We start from the raw sequence: 17609 nt of genomic DNA, 5'->3' as shown, positions 1-17609 counted from the left end.
CGTGCTCATGCCCGCGACAACCGGCCTCCGGGGATCGCGTCGACGAGTTCACGCACGTACGGGATGCTCGTGTCGCGAAGCACGCGTCCCGATGGCCCGTAGTCGACTTGCTGGCCATGCAGCAACACCAGGATGTCGTCGGCGATGTCGGAGACCACGCTGAGGTCGTGGGAGACGAACACCATCGTGAGGTCGAGCTCCGACTGGAGTTCGCGAAGCAGCGCGATGATCTGCCCTTGCACCGTCACGTCGAGCGCCGATACGGGCTCGTCCGCGAGCAGCAGCTCGGGCTCACCGGCAAGGGCACGGGCGATCGCGACACGTTGGCGCTGGCCGCCCGACAGCTCGCTCGAGTACTTTCCGCTCGCCGACTGCGGCAGGTGCACCCGCTCGAGCAGCTCGGCGATCCGCGCGCGTCGTGCACGACGATCCCCGAGACGAAAGCCGGTGAGCGGTTCGTCGATGAGCTGAGCCACCGTGAAGCGCGGATCGAGGGACGCGTAGGAGCCCTGGTACACCACCTGCGCTCGTCGCGCGAGGTATTCCCGACCCTCCCGCGAGCCGATCCCGGCGAGCGAGGCGCCGGTGTCGACCTCTGCGGTCCCCTCGTACGGGCTCACGAGCCCCGCGAGGATTCGCAGGAGCGTGGTCTTCCCGGAGCCGGACTCGCCGACGATGCCCAGAGTCGTGGAGCGGCGCACGTCGAAGGTGACGTTGGAGACCGCCAGCGTCGCCTGATGGCGACGGCGGGCGCCGAAGGCCTTGGACAGAGCCTCCACCCTCAGGTGGGGGCGGGGAGCTGCTGCGGGCGTCTCCGCCGGGTCCGCGTCGCTTCGAGGCAGGTCGCGCAGCACGAGGCGGCCGACCGACGACGTCGAGAGCAGGAGTTGCGTATAGCGATCCTTCGGGGCGCGGAGGATCTCCTCCGCGGTGCCGCTCTCGACAAGCTCGCCGCGGTTCAGCACGTGGAGGCGATCGGCGCGCTCTTCGGCGATCCCGAGATCGTGGGTGACGAGCACGATGCTGCTGCCGATCTGATCCCGGAGCTCGACGAGAAGGTCGAGGATGCGCTTCTGGATGGTGACATCGAGCGCGCTGGTGGGCTCGTCGGCGATGATCAGCTGGGGCTTGGTCGAGATGGCCGCCGCGATCAGTACCCGCTGGCACATGCCCCCCGAGAGCTCGTGCGCATGGCTGCGGTACACGCGCTCGGGGTCGGGTAGCCCCACAGCATCGAACAGCTCGAGCACGCGTCGACGACGTTCGACACGCGAGACACCGGTCCGGCGTAGCGGTTCCTCCGCAAGTCGACCGACGGGGACGAGCGGGTTGAGGCCGAGCTGAGCGTCCTGGGGAATGAACCCGATGTCGCGACCGCGGATCCGGGAGTACCCGGATCGGGACAGAGACAGCAGATCACGGCCGCCGAGCACGAGCTTGTCCGCGCGCACCCGTCCGTTGTCGGCGACCGTGCCGGTGACGCTGCGGATCAAGGTGCTCTTCCCCGATCCGGATTCCCCGACGATCGCGGCGATCTCGCCGCGTTCCACGGACAGCGAGACGTCGCGGAGCACGTCGACGGCACCGTACGGAGTCGAGAAGCTGACGCCGAGACCTTGGATCTCCAGAACAGGCACGAGATCGCCTTTCACGCGATGTTCGACGAGCGCGAGTTACCGAGCACTCGCGCGATCTTGTAGACGGAGAGCACCGTTGCCGCGATCACGAATCCCGGCAGCAGGCTCAGCCACCACGCACCGGGGAAGAACGAGCGCCCCTCCGCGACGAGCGCTCCCCACTCCGGCGTGGGCGGTGGTGCACCCAGCCCGAGGAAGCTGAGCGAGGCGACGCCGAGGATCGCCGAGCCGGTGTCGAGGATCGCCGAGTTCACGACGGAGCGCGACGAGTTCGGGACGACGTGCCGACGAAGGCGGTAGATGGTGCCGTGCCCCGAGAACCGACTCGCCTCCACGAACGGCCGCTCCTTCACGCCGAGCACCTCCGAGCGCATGAGACGCGCGGTTCCGGCGATCGAATTCACGCCGATCGCGATGGCGATCGGGATGGTGCCGCGCCCGAGGGTCGTCAGTATCGCGAGCGACAGGATCAGCGACGGCACGGAGAGCATCGTGTCGACGAGGCGCATGATGACGAGGTCGACCACGCCGCCGAGGTACCCGGAGGTGACCCCGACGATGATCCCTGCGACCAGTCCGATGAGCACCGCGAGCACCGCGGCCTTGATCGACTCGGAGGTTCCGAACACCACCCGTGTGAACAGGTCGCGACCGAACTCGTCGGTGCCGAACCAGTGCTGCGCCGATACCGGGCCGAGCGCGCTGAACGGATCCATCGCGTACGGGTCGAAGCGGGTGAGCAGCTGAGGAGCGACCGCGGCGATCAGCACCACGACGATCCACACCGACGACACCACGAAGAGCGGGTTGCGGAGCGCAAAGGCGAATCGGGAGCGCCTCTTGGGGAGGGTGAACTCCTGATCGAGCGACGCGAGGGTGAGTCGACTCGGTGGCGCGATGGCTTTGCTGACGGTCATGGAAACCCTCCCTTAGGCGCGCTTGATCCGCTTGTCGACGAGGGGATAGAGCGCGTCGACGATGAGGCTGACGATCACGAAGATCGCGGCGCTGACGGTCACCGAGATGAGCACCATCGGGGTGTCCTTGCCCTTGACGGCATCCACGATCAGGCGCCCGACGCCGTTCCGCGAGAACACAGTCTCGGTCAGGACCGTGCCGGCGAAGATGCCGCCAACGGTCGTGCCGAATGCTGTCATGACGGGCAGGAGCGCGTTCTTGACGCCGTGTCGCAGGATGACCGCGCGTCGGCTGAGACCCCAGTTGGCGAGCGTTTCCACGTAGGGCGAGCGCATCGCCTGCTCCAGGTTCACCGCGAGCAGTTGGGCGATCCCGGATCCTCCGGGAATCGCGATGCAGAGCGAGGCGACGAAGAGCCCCAGGAACGAGTCGTCGTTGAACGGCTCGATCAGGCCGGTCCCGAAGGCGAAGAACTGCAGGAGCAGCAGTGCCGTGAGAAACGCCGGCAAAGATGCGGCCAGCGGGGGAATCGAAGTGAGCGCCTCGCGCAGCCAGGCGAACGGGGCGAGAACGGTCAGCAGCCCCAACACGAACCCGAAGACGAGAGCGAGGGCGAGCCCGAGACTGGCGAGCTGGAGGGTCATCCCGAAAGCGCTGAAATACACCTCGGTGGCCGATTGCTTGTGGGCAAAACTCGTGCCGAAGTCACCGCGGAGCGCGTTGAGCAGGGCATCGAGGTATTGCACGAGCACGGGTCGATCGATGCCGAGCAGCTTCCGCTGAGCGTCGAGGACGCTCTGGTCGGTGCCGCCGTCACCGCCGAAGCTCAGCGCGCCCGCGGCGTCCCCGGGGATGACGAAGAGGAGGAAGAACGATCCCGTGAAGGCGAGGAAGAGCACGAGGACGCCGTAGAGCGCTCGTCGTGCGAGATACCTCAGGTAATCCATTCCTCACTCCCTCCTCTGTCGTCGGGCGCCCCTCGCGCCCCGTTCGGTGTGCCGCGGGTTCGGGCGGTCAAGACGGCCGCCCGAACCCGCGTCGTGTCACTCGGCGTCGTCCACCCAGGCGTTGTAGAAGATCTGGTCGACGCCGTTCGCCTTCACATCGTGCAGGCGGCTCGTGAATCCCCAGACCTTGGTGCGCTCGAGCACGGGGATCGTGTAGGCGTCGCGCACCAGGATGGTTGCCGCCTCGCTCACCACCTTCTTGCGCTCCTCCGGATCCGAGATCGACAGCTGCTGCTGGAGCAGATCGTCGAGATGCTTGTCCTCCGGGTTGTCGAGGTCGAGGATCGAGCGGTTCGAGCCCGTGGTCTTCCCGTAGTTCGCGCGGAGGATGTCGCTGTCGGGGTAGGTGTGCTCCCAGTAGGTGACGTCGTACTCCCCGGTGAGGATGCGCTGGTTCGCCTCCGCGGGAAGCGGCGGATCGAGCACCGCCTCGACGCCGATCTTCTTCCACTGCTCCTTGAAGATCTGGGTCGTGGGGCTGTCCTGCGCGAGGCGCAGCGACAGACGAACACCGTCCTTCACGCGGATCCCGTCGGAACCGATCTCGGTCCAGCCGGCCTCCTCCAGAAGCTCGATCGACTGCTCGGGGTCGTAGCTCAGGTACTCGCTGAGATCCTCCCAGTACGGGTTCGAACGGTTGAAGATGCTGCTCGCCGGCTGGTCCTTGCCCAACCAGATCGCCTGGTTGATGGCATCGCGATCGATGCCATGCGTAAGGGCCTGGCGCACGCGCTTGTCGCGGAGGATGGGGTTCGACACGTTGACGGGCGCCTCGCCCGCGGTTCCCGGCGGGGAGAGGAGGCCGCTGACGTTGACGCCATTCGCCTTGAGGTCGTCCACGAACAGGCCGCCCACGCTCTCGTAGAAGTCGACCTCCCCGCTCTTCAGGCTCTCGTAGATGACCTGAGCCTCCGGGATCACCTGGTAGCGGATCTCCTCGATGTACGCGGGACCGTCGTGCGAGATGCTCGCGGGTGCCCAGTTGTAGTCGTCGCGCCGCTTGATCACCGCGCCTTCATTCACGGTCCAGGAGACGAGGGAGTACGGTCCGGACCCGTCGATACTCGTCTGGCGTTCGGCGAGCGGCTTGGCAGCCGTCGCCGCGGAGACGATCCCGACGTCCGCACGCGAGAGGTTCGCGAGGAATCCCGCGTTGCCGCGCGGCAAGGTGAACTTGACGGTGTATTCATCGACGACCTCGACCTTGACCCCTGCCACGAGTCCGGCAGGCGTGGAGTGCACTCCTGGCTGCTGCAGCGCCTCGATGTTGGCCTTCACGACTTCGGCGTCCAGCTTGGTGCCGTCGTTGAAGGTGACGTCCTGCCGGAGCGTGAAGGTGTACTCCTTCACGTCGTCGGACACCTTCCACGACTCGGCAAGCCACGGCTCGAACTCACCGCTGTCCGGGTTGCGGAATACGAGTGAGTCGGTGAGCTGCCGCGTGATGTTCTCACGGACATTGTTGAGGCTCGCGGCATCGACACCGTTCTGATCGGACGTCCAGGCGATCACCACCGTGCCTCCGGGGCGGGGCTGGTTCGCAGAATCGCCGGTCTTCGGATCCGCTGCCGGACCGGCGCAGCCGGCCACGATCGTGGCGGTGGCGGCGAGTGTCGCGACGAGTGCGAGTCGTCGGGAGAGTTTCATCGTCGTGCTTCCTGTTCTGTGCTCGGTGGTGGCTGGGTTAGGCGATGCCCAGGTTCTGCTCGAGGGTCGAACCCTCGTACTCCTTGCGGAAGATGCCGCGGCGCTGCAACTCGGGAACCACCAGGTCGACGAGCAGGTCGGCCGGACCGCGGTGATAGGGCGGGAAGAACTGGACGCCGTCGAAGGCCTCTTCCTCGAGCCCCTGCTCGAGGAAGTCGGCGAAGTGCTTCGCGTCGCCGACGAGCTTCCCCTGCCCCGAGCGATGGCGCACGACGAACTGATAAACGTCTTCGAGAGTGACATCCTCGCCGAGGTTGCCGACGACGACGTCCTGCAGCCACTGGCGGTCGTCGTCGCCCGGTCGCGGGGTGCCCTCGCGGCGGCGGCCGGCGCCCTCGGGGAGGATCGCCTTCAGCGTGTCGAAGCCGACCTTCTCGATGTCGATCACGTTGAAGAACTTCTCGGTGGGCTTGACCTCGCTCAGGTCCACTCCGAACGCCGCGCCGATCCGTGCGGGTGCGTCGACGGCCTGCGTGAAGGCCTGCACCTGACGGAACTTCTCGCGCGCCTCGCGCGCGGTTCCCCCGATGTAGAAGGTGATGCCGGGAAGGATCTTGAACTTCTCGGGATCACGACCCGAGGCGGCGATCCGCGCCTTGTGGTCCTTGTACTCCTGACGGGCGCGGTCGTGCCCGAGGTACGGGGCGAAGCGGGCGTGGGCGAACTCGGCACCGTACGACACCGATCGCTCCGAGGTGCCGACATGCACGTTGGGAATCGTGTTCTGAATCGGGCGAGCGACGTTGAGAGGTCCCTGCACGACGAAGTGCTCGCCGCGGTAGTCGATCGGGTGGTACGAGCCGGGGCGTACGAGCTGCCCGCCCGCCTTGTCGTCGAGCAGGTAGTCGGCGTCCCAGCTGTAGAGAAGCTGGTTGAGCACCTCGGTGAACTCGACGACACGGGTGTACTTGCTGTCGTCGTCCGGCAGCGGCCAGTTCTCGAAGTTGGCAGTCGGCCCACCGGTGTCGGCAGCCCGGTCGATTCCCGTGACGGCATTGAACGCGACCCGACCGCCGCTGAAGTTGTCGAGGGTCGCGAGCTGCCGCGCGACGAAATAGGGGTGCTCGAAGGAGGTGTTGTAGGTGAGCAGGAAGCCGACGTTCTTGGTCTGCGCGGCCGCGTAGCCGCCGAAGACCGCGCTGTCCCAGCGGTAGATCCGGCCCCAGCGGTTCGGCTCACTGGCGATCGCGCTGCCGGCGAAGATGTAGTCGAACTTGCCGCGCTCCGCGATGCGCGCGATATCGAGGATGACGCTGGGGTCGCTCAACCCGACGTCGACCGACTCGGGCAGCCTCCAGGCCTCGTTGTCCCAGCCGGTGCCGTACGCCGCCAGGCCGAGCCTGAGCTGCTTCTTCGTCATGTGGTGTGCTCCTTCGATCCGAGTGCGGGAGACACACGTTACGGACGCACGATATGTAGCCAAAACGGCTTTTCGCTATGTGTCTTCGTGCGTCGCGTTGTAACGACATGGGCCGTCATCCCCCGTCATAAAAGGCGAGATGACGCCTCACGGCGTCAAGCGGCGTAAGGAGGCGCAATGTAGAACGCGCCGAAAACTACGTGCGTTATATGTAGACAACGCATCAGGCATCGCAGGAGGTTCCATGCCCCATCCGCCGACACTTCCCGCCGGGTATCGGGCGCTCGGCTCGTCAGGGCTCGTGCTGTCCCAGTTGGGGATCGGCGCGAGCACCTTCGGCCGTTCCGGAATGCGCGCCGTCGATGCGGACTCTGTTCAGGCGATCGTCGATCGGGCCATCGGGCTCGGCGTCAGCTATTTCGACCTCGCTGAGGGCTACGGCGATCGCCCCGGCCTCTCCGAGGAGCTGTTCGCCGGCGCACTTCACGGCCGACGCGAGCAGGTCGTCATCGGCACCAAGTTCGGGCGAGCGCTGCACTCCTCGCGCGGGCACTCCTACGCGCTCACCGGCGCCCGCAAGTACATCATCGCCTCGGTCGAGGAGTCGCTCACCCGGCTCGGCACCGACTACATCGACCTGTACCAGATCCATTTCCCCGACCCGCACACGCCCATCGAGGAGACCCTTCGCGCCCTCGACGACCTCGTGCGCTCGGGAAAGGTCCGCTACGTCGGTGCATCCAACTTCCCCGCATGGCGGATCGCCGAGGCCGCCCACACGGCGCGGTCGCTCGGCCTCAACGGCTTCGTCTCGACCACGAGCGAATACAACCTCCTCTGGCGTCGCGCCGAGGCGGAACTGATTCCGGCGCTGCAGCGATACGGGCTGGGATTCATTCTCTACTTCCCCCTTCAGAACGGCCTGCTGACCGGCAAATACCGCGCAGGATTCGCGCCGGAAGGTGCCAAGATCACGAACCTCAAGCACCATCTTCTCGACGGCGCGCCCTGGGACGCCCTCGAACGATTCAAGGCGTTCGCACGAGAGCGCGGCATCACGCCGACCGCGGCGGCACTCGGCTGGCTGCTCGCCCAACCCACCGTCACGAGCGTGATCACCGGCATCACCGTGCCCGAGCAACTCGACGAGAATCTGCTCGCGACCCAGTGGGTGCCGAGCCCGGACGACGAGCGCGAACTCCGCGCTCTGCTCCCCGACGGTCTCTCCGGCAAGCCGGGAGTCGTCGTCACTCGAGAGGAACGACCATGACCACCGCCACCCGCACGACGGAGACCGCACTCGCCGCGCTGACCACCCTGGAGGCGCTACGCGAACCGGGGATCCTTGAGACGCGTGCTCTCATCGAAGTGGCGCGCGAGGTCGACGCCACCGTCCCGAGCGTGGCGACTCTCCGCCTCGGACTCGACGATCTCGTGGGCGAGGAGGGGCCACTCACCGGTCACCGCCCTCTCCCCAACCATGCGCGCATCACCTCGACGCTCACCAGCGCGGGCGTGACGGCCGACACGCCCGTCGTCGTCTACGCAGCGACACCGCGCGACCTCTCGAGCGCCGCGCGTGCCTGGCTCGTGTTGCGGTGGGCCGGCGTCCACAGCGTCACCTTCCTCAACGGCGCCTACGCGGATGACGTGGCAGCGCTCCCCCGTCCGGCGGCGGCGACCACGCCCGATGCGACGTCGCTGGCAGCCGAGTTCCGGATCGACGAGAGCACCGTGGTCGACGCAGAGGCGGTCGCCGGGCGTGCGCCCGACGTCGTGCTGATCGATGCGCGTCGTGCAGACGACTTCGGCGACGAGACACAGCACATCCCGGGCGCGATCAACCTTCCCAATGCCGCGCTCTCGCTCAGCGAACGGGTTCCCGATCCTGTCGCACTTGCCAGCGCCTACCGCGAACACGGTGTCGAGCCGACCGCACAGCCGATCCTGTTGTCGTGCGGCGGCGGGGTCGCTGCCAGCGTCCAGTCGCTGGCCCTCGCGTCGCTCGGGATCGACGCACCCGTCTACGTGGGGTCGTGGTCCGAATGGGAGAAGCTTCATCTATAGAGTCAACGTGCGCGATATCACCGCGCTACCGTCGAGCGACGAAAGGATGTCATGGCTTTCGAGCGCAAGTACACCGACGAAGTTCGCACGCGGTCGGTGGAGACCGTCATCCGACGACGCCGTGATGAGCCCGGAAATCGGGCGATCATCCGCGAGGTCGCCGAGGAGTTCGACGTCGGACCGCAATCGCTCCGGCAGTGGCTCGCACGATACGACGACGGCAGCTACGACTACGACGATGACGACGGCGACCGGGAGGTCACGCGCCGCATCGGGTCGAGTCGGCAGGCGCTCACCGAGCGGATCGCGTTTCTGGAGCGTCGCATCCTGGTGCTCGAGGAAGACAACCGCAGCCTCACCCGGGTGGTTGCCCTGCTCTCCGAACAGCTGCGCCCGCTCGCGTAAGAGTTCTCAACAGCCGCCCGGCGTGCACGAACGCTCGGTAGCGTCCTCCCCATGAACGCGCGCATCGTGGTGGCCAGCAACATGCACGGCCGGATGACCGACGTGCGAGGTCGGTACCAGATCGGCGACGGCAGCTTCGAGATCACCTCCGACGGCTCCGTGCGAAGCGGGGGTCTCGGCGAAGAGGCCAGCGCACTCGACCTCCTGGTGGCATCGCTCGTGTCGTGCGCGCTCAACGCATTCCGTCAAGACTTCGTCTCGGCCGGAGAGCCGGATCGAGAAGTGGAGATCTTCGCGCGCGTCGAGCGCCGCCAGGACGGCGACTACCTGGGAACGCTCATCATGGAGTGCTTCATCGACGGAGTGGACCATCGCACCGCGGACGAGCTCGTCGAGGAGTACAAGAAGCGCTGCCGCATCTACCAGGCACTCAAGGACAGCCTCCCCGTGGTGTTCGTGCTGCACGACACCGGCGCACGCTACGGGGGCTGAGCGGATGAGCGGCAGCGAACTCATGCTCCCTGCGGAGGTCGCCGTCGACCACCGCGAGCGGCTCGTGTTCGTGGAGGTGGCACCCTGGCGGGATCGCGAGCGTCCGGATCCGGATGGGGGGAGCATCCCGCACGCCTGGACGACGAATGTGCGCCTCCACTTTGCCGGCACTCCGCGCGCCGGCACCGGGCATCTGCCTCTGCCTCACGACGCCCGACTGCGCGCGCTCGCCCGTGAACTGCGCCGCGATGATCCCGAGCGGCGGCTCGTCGTGTACACCCGGCGTTCCGATGAGTTCAGTTCCGCAACGCGCGCGTGGTTCACTCTGACACTGGCAGGGGTGGATCGGGTCAGAGTGCTCGACGGGGGTCTGCCCGCCTGGATCCGCGCGGGGGGACCACTCGGCTCCGCGAGAGCGTGCCCGATCCCCGAGGCCACAGCGATCGATACCGACTCGCACCCGCGTTCCGAAGGCGCCAGCGCGCTGCGGGCGCTCCGCGCGTCCGAGGTGGAGGACGTGGCGCGGTACGGCACGCTGCTCGATGCGCGATCCGCGGTTGCCTTCCACGGCACCTTCGGAGAGTCACGCACCGGTCACATCCCCGGAGCTGTGCACGCTCCGGCGGCTGCCCTCATCGGTTCCGACGGCCTCCTCCTGCCCCCGACGGCTCTGAGGCGGTGGTTGCTGGCTCACCGTGCGATCGGCAATCACCAAGTGGCGGCCTACTGCGGGGGCGGCGTCGCGAGCTCGAGTCTGGTCTTCGCCGGCGCATTGGTCGGACAGCAGATCGGCCTCTACGTAGACTCCTGGTCGCACTGGCGGAAGTCGTCCGGCCGTCCGGTCGAGCAGGGCGAACCACGCGCCCGCCTCGCCGACAACGACCTCGACTGCAGCACTGACCCCGCGCGCTGAGCTACGCCGACTGGATGCGGTGCAGCTGCGCGTAGCGGCCGCCCGCGGCCAGCAGTTCGTCGTGCGAGCCGATCTCGGCGATGCGGCCGTGGTCGAGCACCACGATGCGGTCGGCGGAGCGGATCGTCGAGAGCCGGTGCGCCACGACGAGGGTCGTGCGACCCCGCATCAGGGTGGTCAGCGCATCCTTCACCTTCTGCTCGCTCTCCGAGTCGAGGGCGCTCGTGGCCTCGTCGAGCAGCAGGATGCGGGGGTCGCGCACGAGGGCGCGGGCGATCGCGATGCGCTGCCGCTGACCGCCGGAAAGGCGTGCGCCGCGCTCCCCGACCACGGTGTCCCACCCATCGGGCATCGCCTCGACGATCTCGAGCGCGTTCGCGTCGCGCAAGGCGAGCCGCACCCGCTCATCCGGTACCTCGCCGAGACCGTAGGCGACGTTCTCGCGGATCGAACCCTCGAACAGCACCGACTCCTGCGGCACGACCGACACGAATCGGCGCACCGTGCGCAGGTCGAGCTGCTCCATGTCGCGACCGTCGAGCAGGATGCGCCCCTCGGTGGGCCGCAGGAATCCGAGCACCAGGTTGAGCATGGTCGACTTGCCCGAGCCCGACGGCCCCACGAAGGCGATGGTCTCGCCCTCGGCGATGTCGAGCTCGATGTCGTGCAGGGCGCCTGTCGCGGCATCCGTGCCGGGGTATCGGAAGCCCACGGCATCCAGCCGGATGCCGCCCGCGACCGCGGCGACCGCATCCTTGCCCTCGTTGCGCTCGACGTCGGGCTCCTGGATGACCTCGGCGATCGACTTGAGGCTCTCCATGCCGCGCGCGAACAGCGGCAGCATCGACACGATCGAGGTGACCGCGCCCGTGAGAATCGAGAAGTAGCTGCCGAGCAGCACCACCTGTCCGGGCGTGATCGGCAGCCAGCCCTCGAGCGCGGCGAGCGCCGCGAGCAGCAGGCAGCCCACGCCGAGCACCTGGAACGAGATCCAGGTGGCCGAGCCGAAGCGGCCGTTCAGCAGGTCGAGGGTGAGTCCGGCGCTGCGCACCCCCTCGGCGCTGCGGGCCACCCGCTCGCTCGCGACCTCCTCGAGGCCGTGGGCGCGGGTGATCGGGATGAGGCTCGCCATCTCGCCGACGCGGCTCGAGAACCGCTCCACCTCGCGGCGGAAGTCCTCGTTGCGGCGGGCGGCGCGGCGACGCATCGCGAGGGTGAGGGCCGCCGCCACCGGCACCGTCAGCAGGTACACCACGAGGAACTCGGGCACGTTGATCGCCGTCATGACGATCGCGCCGGCCAGCACGAACACCGCCGACAGGGTCGACGGCCCCGCCTGCTGGAACAGCAGCTCGACGTTCTCGACGTCGCGCACCACCTTCGACTGGATGACGGCGGCGCTCGAGCGCGAATGGAACCCGATCGACAGGCTCTGCAACCGCGAGGTGAGCCCGTTGCGCAGCTGCGCGCCCAGCTCACGGCTCGTGCCGAAGAACAGCCGCACGAAGAGCACGTGCATGGGGTAGTTGAGGGCGAGCAGGGCGAGCGCACCCGCGCCGATCCAGATGAGCCGCATCCCCGGCCCGCCATCCACCACGATGTCGACGATCGCCGCGGTGATCACGGGCAGCAGCCACAGCGGGCTGTCCTTCACGGCGAACGCGATCACCGACGCCGCGAGCCGACCCCGGTACGGTCTCAGCAATCGGGCGAGGCTGCGCGCCGGATGCGCGGCATCCACGGCGGCGAGGGGCGCGGTGGAGGAGCGGGTCACCCCACCATTATCGGGTCGCCGTCAGGGCCACAGCCGCTCGCGCGCCCAGGATGCACCGGTGCGGCGGTAGCGCAGGCGCACGTGGGCGCGGTCGTCGGAGGCCTGCCAGAACTCGACGAGCTCGGCGACGATCCGCCACAGCGCCCACTCGGGGGGAACCAGCCCCGGCTCGGCCTCCAGGCGGGCTGCCGCCGCGTCCCGGGCCGCTCGGTACGCGGCCTCGTCGGCGAGCGCGGCGCTCGGCCGTCCGACGAGCGCCGTGGCGCGGGCGGATGCGGGACGCGCGAGGAAGTCGGCGGCCGACTCGGCCTCCGGCGCCCGCCGCACCGCGCCCTCGACACGCACCTGCCGGCCGAGCGACGGCCAGAAGAAGGTGAGAGCGGCACGCCCGGAGGCGAGCATCGCCTCCCCCGGGCGACTGTCGGCGGGGGTCGCGATCGACCAGCCGTCGTCGTCCAGGTCTTTCAGGATGAGCACCCGCGCGCTCGGCGCGCCCGTCGCGTCAGTCGTGGCGAGGGTGGCCGCATGCGGTGCGAACACCCCGTCGCGCACCGCCTCGTCGAGCCACGCGAGGAACAACGGCTCGGGCTCGGGGGGCGCCCCGCTCGGGTCGAACACGGGGAGCACCCCGGGGAACGACGGCAGCGCCCGCAGCCGGGCGCGCAACTCCTCGGTCATGGCGCGAGGCTATCGCGCGAGTAGGGTGCCGTCATGGAGACCAACCCCGAGATCCTGGATGAGGATGCGTGCTGGGCGTTGCTCGCCGACGCCGAGGTGGGCCGCGTGGCGTTCGCGGACGGCGACGACGTCGAGATCTTCCCGGTGAACTTCGCGGTCGGCGGGCGCAGCATCCTGTTCCGCAGCGCACCCGGATCGAAGCTCGCCCTCGTGCTGAGCCACCCGCGCGTGGCGTTCCAGGCGGACGGCCGCGACGACGTCGTCGCGTGGAGCGTCGTGGTGCACGGCGAGGCCGAACGACTCGCCTTCGACGACGAGATCGAGCACTCGGGGGTGCTGAGCCTCGTGTCGTGGAGCCCCAGCGAGAAGTTCAACTACGTGCGCATCACCCCGGATCGGGTGAGCGGCCGCCGCATCACCCGCGGAACGGACGACACCGGCGGGTGATGGCGCGGTTTCGGCCGGATGGCACCGGCGCAACCGCGCCATCGAGCCGAAACCGCGCCCTCACTCGGCGAGGCGCCGCAGCAGCGGGACGACCGCCGCGAGTCGGTCCGCCTCGTCGGCGCTCAGCTCGGCGCGCACACGGCGGAGCAGCCAGTCCTGGCGGGCGGCCCGCTCCGCGTCGAGCTGCACCCGGGCATCCGCGGTGACCGACCAGATGGTCTGGCGGCCGTCATCCGGATCCGGCGTGCCCTCGAGGAACCCGGCGGCCTCGAGAGCCGCGACCGTCGCCCCCATCGACTGGGGTCGCACGCCCTCGAGCCGCGCCAGGCTGCTCACGGTCTGCGGCCCCTCGCGCTCGATGTGCCGCAGCGCCGACACCTGCGCCCAGCTCAGGTCGCGCGGGTAGGCGGCCTCCCGCAGTCGCCGCGAGAGACGCGCGACCGCCACCCGCAACTCGTCGGTGAACTCCTCGAACTGCTGCTCGTCCACGCGGGGAGTCTAACTGTGAAGTCAGCCTTCCTTCTTCGACGAGTTCGCCGACGCGTTCGACTCGTACGAGGTGTTCGTCGACTCGAAGAAGTTCACGAGCTGCAGGGTGTCGTTCGCGGTCGCCATCCACTTCGCCGGGTTCACGACGTTGTAGTGGGCGCCGAAGCCGAGCTCCTCGAGCCGGCGGTCGGCCAGGTACTTGACGTACTGGTTGATGTACCCGGCGTTGAGACCGAGGATGCCGTTCGGCAGCAGGTCGTTGTTGTACTGCTCCTCCATCTCGACCGCGTCCAGGATCATCTGCTTGATCTCGGCCGCGAACTCCGGCGTCTGAAGATCGGGGTTCTCGTCGAGCACCGTGAGGATCAGGTTGATGCCGAACTTGAGGTGCAACGACTCGTCGCGCACGATCCAGTCCATGAGCGAGCCGAAGTTGCGCAGCAGGTTCCGCTGGCGGAAGCTCAACGCCACCATGAACCCCGAATAGAACCAGATGCCCTCGAGGATGATGTTGTAGGCGATGAGGTTGCGGATGAAGTCCTGCTTGCCCGCGGTCGTCGTGATGTCGAGCGTCTCCTCGGTCATCCGGCGGATGAAGCTGACCTCGAACTCCTCCTTGCGCGCCATCGACGGCACGTCGATGTGGGAGTTGTAGGCCTCGTTGCGGTCGATCGGGAAGGTCTCGAGCACGTACTCGAACGACATGCAGTGGTTGGCCTCCTCCCACATCTGCTTCGCGAGGTAGAGGTGCGCCTCGGGGGCGTTGATGTAGGGGTACACCCCGAAGGCGAGCGCCTTGTTGACGAGCAGCTCGTTGGGGTTGAAGTACGACATCAGGAAGGTGATGGCGTGACGTTCTTCGTCCGTCATCTTCTTGAAGTCGGCGATGTCCTCACCGAGCTGGATCTCGTTCGGGAACCAGGTGTTGGCGACCGCCTGGTCGTAGAGATCCATCGCCCACTGGTAGGTGACGGGCTTGAGGAGGAGGCCCTCCTTGATTCCGGTGCCGAGGATGGGCATAGCTACTGACAGCTCTCACACTGAAGTTCGTCCATGGGATCGAGCGGCACTTCATAACCGCCGATGGTGTCTCCGAAGCCGTTCACGCGGTCAGCCCTCCGAATCCGCGGCGCGGGGCGGCGGCGGGAGCGGGAGCGGCGGCCGTCTCGGCAGGCGCCGCTGCGGCGGCGGCTCCGAAGCCGCGCTGCGCACCGGCGCCGGCGTTGATCTCCTCGGTCTTGTTGACCTTGACCGTCGACTGCTCGGCGGTGTGACGCGGCTTCATGTGCAGGTAGTAGGTCGTCTTGACGCCCTTCTCCCACGCGGCGTAGTAGATGTCCATCATGTCGCCGAGGTCGCGCGTCTCCAGGTACATGTTGCGGCTGATCGACTGGTCGATCCACTTCTGCGCACGCGCCGCGACCTCGATGAACGAGTACGGCGACAGCTGGAAGCTCGTCTTGTAGACGTTCTTCAGCTCGTCGGGGATCGCGTCGATGTTCTGCACGTCGCCCTGGCTGCGCAGCACCTGCTCGCGCACGGAGTCCCAGATGCCGAGCTTCTGCAGGTCGTTCACGAGGTTGCGGTTGACCTCGAGGAACTTGCCGTTGCTCGTCGCACGGCTGAAGATCTGCGCGAACTGCGGGTCGAGACCGGGGGTGGTGCCGGCGACGAGGCCGATGGATGCCGTGGGCGCGATCGCCATGAGGGTCGCGTTGCGCATGCCGCCCTTGACCTTCACGCGCAGGGCGTCCCAGTCGAGGCGCGTCGTGCGGTTGACGGTGATCGGCACCCCGCGGTCCTTCTCGGTGATCGCGATCGAGTCGAAGGGCACGAGGCCCTGCGACCACCGGGATCCGGGGAAGTTCTGGTACGAGCCGCGCTCGCGGGCGAGGTCGGCCGACTCGTCGATGGCCGCGTAGGAGACGTGCTCCATGATCTCGTCCATGAGGTCGTAGGCCTCCTCGGACTCGTAGGAGTAGCCGAGGCGCTCCACGACATCCGTGAAGCCCATGACGCCGAGGCCGATGGCACGGTTGGTCTCGTTGGCGTGGTCGGCCTCCTTCACCGAGGACTCGGTGATGTCGATGAGGTTGTCGAGCTGGCGGACGGCGCTGCGGGCGCTCTCCTCGATGAGGTTCCAGTCGAAGCCGAGGCCGCCGTTCTCGTCGACCTTGAGGTGGGTCGAGAGGTTGATGGACGCCAGGTTGCAGACCGAGATGTTGTTCTCGTCCTGCGGGAGGCAGATCTCGGTGCAGAGGTTCGAGAGGTGGATCGTGCCCGTGTTGTTGTTGAGGGCGCGGTTGTTGATGGTGTCCTTCCAGGTGAGCCACGGGTGGCTCGTGGTCTGGAGCGACATGAGGATGTCCTTGAACTGGGCGCGCGCGGAGATCTTCTTGAACATCCGCAGCTCGCCGGCCTCGGCCTGCGCCACGTACTCGGCGTAGCGGTCCGAGAACGCCTGACCGTAGAGCTCGTTGAGGTCAGCGACCTCGAGCGGGTCGAAGAGGTACCAGTCGCCGTCGTTCTGCACGCGCTTCATGAACTCGTCCGAGATCCACACGGCCGTGTTGGCGGTGCGGGTTCGGCGGTACGGGTCGCCCGAGTTGTTGCGCAGCTCGAGGAACTCGGGGAAGTCGAGGTGCCAGTTCTCCATGTAGAAGCACAGCGCGCCGAACTTCTTGCCGCCGCGGCTGACCGCGCGCAGCACCGAGTCGATGGTGTGCATGAACGGGATGGGGCCCGTCGAGGTGGTGTTGTTGGAGCGGATGGGCGAGCCCTGGGCGCGGAGCTTGGTGACGGAGAGGCCGATGCCGCCCGTGCCCTTGGTGAGCCACATGACGTCGCGCACGCTCTTCGCGATGTTCTCGATGTCGTCCTGCATCTCCATGACGAAGCAGTTGGACAGCTGCGGGTAGGCGGTGCCGGCGTTGACGAGGGTGGAGCCCGCGGCGAGGTACTCGAGCTTCGACATCTTGTCGTAGAACGCGATGGCGTGGCTCGTGGGGTCGGCCTCGTTGAGCGAGAGCCCCATCGCGATGCGCATCCAGAAGAACTGGGGCACCTCGAGCGGTTCGCCATTGCGGGCCTTGATGCCGTAGCGGTTGTTGAGGGTGACGACTCCGATGTACTTGAGCAGCCCGTCGCGGCTCGGCTCGAGGGCGGCCGCCAGGCGGTCGAGGTCGAAGAGCGCCGGGAAGCGCTGGTCGAGGAGCTGCTCGGCGACGCCGCGCTCGATCGCGCCGCGGAAGTGCTCCGCGTGCAGGGCCTTCAGCTCCTCGTCGGTCGTGTAGTCGCCGAGCACGCGCTTGTAGATGGTCTTGAGCAGGAGGCGCGCGGCGACGGTGTCGAACTGCGGGTCGTCCTTGACGTTCTGCAGGGCCACCTGGATGACGGCCTCGTCGAGCTGCTGGGTGGTGATGCCGTCGAACAGGGTGAGCTCGAGCTCGGAGGCGATCTGGGTGACCCAGGTGATGTTCTCGTCGAGACCGGCGCTCGCGTGCTCGATCGCGAGATTGATCTTGTTGGCGTCGTACGGCTCGCGCTCGCCGCTGCGCTTCACGACGGTGATGGTCACGTGTCGCCTTCCCTCCCGCGCCCTCGGCGCGTGCTCTGATCCCGATGAAAACTGCCGCTCGACCGACCGTTTCGATGCCTCGTTGCTGTCCCCCGGCCGGGAGGTTCCATCACTATATATCGGGCCCCCGACACGGCG

General features: G+C 67.6%; 16 protein-coding genes. 6 read left to right on the top strand and 10 right to left on the bottom strand.

What is annotated here, in order from left to right; genetic code table 11:
• Nucleotides 1-5: 5 nt before the first annotated feature.
• The 5 genes from FLP23_RS05185 to FLP23_RS05165 all read right to left on the bottom strand — a co-directional run bounded on the left by FLP23_RS05185 (nucleotide 6) and on the right by FLP23_RS05165 (nucleotide 6629).
• The gene (locus FLP23_RS05185; protein ID WP_246140067.1) at nucleotides 6-1637 is read right to left on the bottom strand and encodes an ABC transporter ATP-binding protein; all 1632 of its coding nucleotides are present in this window, start codon (nucleotides 1635-1637) and stop codon (nucleotides 6-8) included.
• A gap of 11 nt (nucleotides 1638-1648) precedes the next feature.
• Nucleotides 1649-2554, bottom strand: a complete 906-nt coding sequence (locus FLP23_RS05180) for an ABC transporter permease (RefSeq protein ID WP_149324876.1) — start codon at nucleotides 2552-2554, stop codon at nucleotides 1649-1651.
• A gap of 12 nt (nucleotides 2555-2566) precedes the next feature.
• The gene (locus FLP23_RS05175) at nucleotides 2567-3502 is read right to left on the bottom strand and encodes an ABC transporter permease (RefSeq protein ID WP_149324875.1); all 936 of its coding nucleotides are present in this window, start codon (nucleotides 3500-3502) and stop codon (nucleotides 2567-2569) included.
• A 96-nt stretch (nucleotides 3503-3598) separates the two neighbouring features.
• A complete protein-coding gene (locus FLP23_RS05170; protein WP_149324874.1) occupies nucleotides 3599-5209 on the bottom strand; it encodes an ABC transporter substrate-binding protein in 1611 nt (536 codons plus the stop codon).
• 37 nt (nucleotides 5210-5246) lie between these two features.
• Complete coding sequence (locus FLP23_RS05165; protein ID WP_149324873.1) at nucleotides 5247-6629, bottom strand: NtaA/DmoA family FMN-dependent monooxygenase; 1383 nt, start codon at nucleotides 6627-6629, stop codon at nucleotides 5247-5249.
• A gap of 244 nt (nucleotides 6630-6873) precedes the next feature.
• Here FLP23_RS05165 and FLP23_RS05160 point away from each other — a divergent pair, with 244 nt between their 5' ends.
• Genes FLP23_RS05160 through FLP23_RS05140 form a run of 5 tightly spaced genes read left to right on the top strand, consistent with a single transcriptional unit; the run spans nucleotide 6874 to nucleotide 10506 of the window.
• Nucleotides 6874-7899, top strand: coding sequence for an aldo/keto reductase (locus tag FLP23_RS05160; RefSeq protein ID WP_149326200.1), 1026 nt, complete (start codon nucleotides 6874-6876; stop codon nucleotides 7897-7899).
• The gene (locus FLP23_RS05155; protein ID WP_149324872.1) at nucleotides 7896-8696 is read left to right on the top strand and encodes a sulfurtransferase; all 801 of its coding nucleotides are present in this window, start codon (nucleotides 7896-7898) and stop codon (nucleotides 8694-8696) included. The genes FLP23_RS05160 and FLP23_RS05155 overlap by 4 nt, the downstream gene beginning before the upstream one ends.
• 51 nt (nucleotides 8697-8747) lie before the next feature.
• Nucleotides 8748-9101: a transposase gene (locus FLP23_RS05150; RefSeq protein WP_149324871.1), complete on the top strand. Its 354-nt coding sequence runs from the start codon at nucleotides 8748-8750 to the stop codon at nucleotides 9099-9101.
• Between the two features lie 51 nt (nucleotides 9102-9152).
• Nucleotides 9153-9593 carry an OsmC family protein gene (locus tag FLP23_RS05145; RefSeq protein ID WP_149324870.1) on the top strand — a complete coding sequence of 147 codons (441 nt, stop codon included), beginning with the start codon at nucleotides 9153-9155 and terminating at the stop codon, nucleotides 9591-9593.
• A gap of 4 nt (nucleotides 9594-9597) precedes the next feature.
• Nucleotides 9598-10506, top strand: coding sequence for a sulfurtransferase (locus FLP23_RS05140; protein ID WP_149324869.1), 909 nt, complete (start codon nucleotides 9598-9600; stop codon nucleotides 10504-10506).
• A 1-nt stretch (nucleotide 10507) separates the two neighbouring features.
• Here FLP23_RS05140 and FLP23_RS05135 read toward each other — a convergent pair whose 3' ends face one another.
• Nucleotides 10508-12280: an ABC transporter ATP-binding protein gene (locus tag FLP23_RS05135; RefSeq protein ID WP_149324868.1), complete on the bottom strand. Its 1773-nt coding sequence runs from the start codon at nucleotides 12278-12280 to the stop codon at nucleotides 10508-10510.
• A gap of 21 nt (nucleotides 12281-12301) precedes the next feature.
• The gene (locus FLP23_RS05130; RefSeq protein ID WP_149324867.1) at nucleotides 12302-12958 is read right to left on the bottom strand and encodes a pyridoxine/pyridoxamine 5'-phosphate oxidase; all 657 of its coding nucleotides are present in this window, start codon (nucleotides 12956-12958) and stop codon (nucleotides 12302-12304) included.
• 33 nt (nucleotides 12959-12991) lie between these two features.
• Here FLP23_RS05130 and FLP23_RS05125 point away from each other — a divergent pair, with 33 nt between their 5' ends.
• Nucleotides 12992-13405, top strand: a complete 414-nt coding sequence (locus FLP23_RS05125; RefSeq protein ID WP_149324866.1) for a pyridoxamine 5'-phosphate oxidase family protein — start codon at nucleotides 12992-12994, stop codon at nucleotides 13403-13405.
• Nucleotides 13406-13465: 60 nt separating this feature from the next.
• On the opposite strand, the gene FLP23_RS05120 is transcribed toward FLP23_RS05125, so the two are convergent.
• From FLP23_RS05120 to FLP23_RS05110, 3 genes are all read right to left on the bottom strand, one after another.
• Nucleotides 13466-13894 (bottom strand): MarR family winged helix-turn-helix transcriptional regulator, encoded by a 429-nt coding sequence (locus FLP23_RS05120; RefSeq protein ID WP_149324865.1) that lies wholly within the window; start codon nucleotides 13892-13894, stop codon nucleotides 13466-13468.
• Between the two features lie 21 nt (nucleotides 13895-13915).
• Nucleotides 13916-14914, bottom strand: coding sequence for a ribonucleotide-diphosphate reductase subunit beta (locus FLP23_RS05115; protein WP_149324864.1), 999 nt, complete (start codon nucleotides 14912-14914; stop codon nucleotides 13916-13918).
• A gap of 82 nt (nucleotides 14915-14996) precedes the next feature.
• Nucleotides 14997-17471 carry a ribonucleoside-diphosphate reductase subunit alpha gene (locus FLP23_RS05110; RefSeq protein WP_149324863.1) on the bottom strand — a complete coding sequence of 825 codons (2475 nt, stop codon included), beginning with the start codon at nucleotides 17469-17471 and terminating at the stop codon, nucleotides 14997-14999.
• Nucleotides 17472-17609: the final 138 nt, after the last annotated feature.

Source organism: Protaetiibacter larvae, assembly GCF_008365275.1.
In the GTDB taxonomy this organism is placed as follows: domain Bacteria; phylum Actinomycetota; class Actinomycetes; order Actinomycetales; family Microbacteriaceae; genus Homoserinibacter; species Homoserinibacter larvae.
This window is presented reverse-complemented; position numbering and strand designations above follow the sequence as displayed.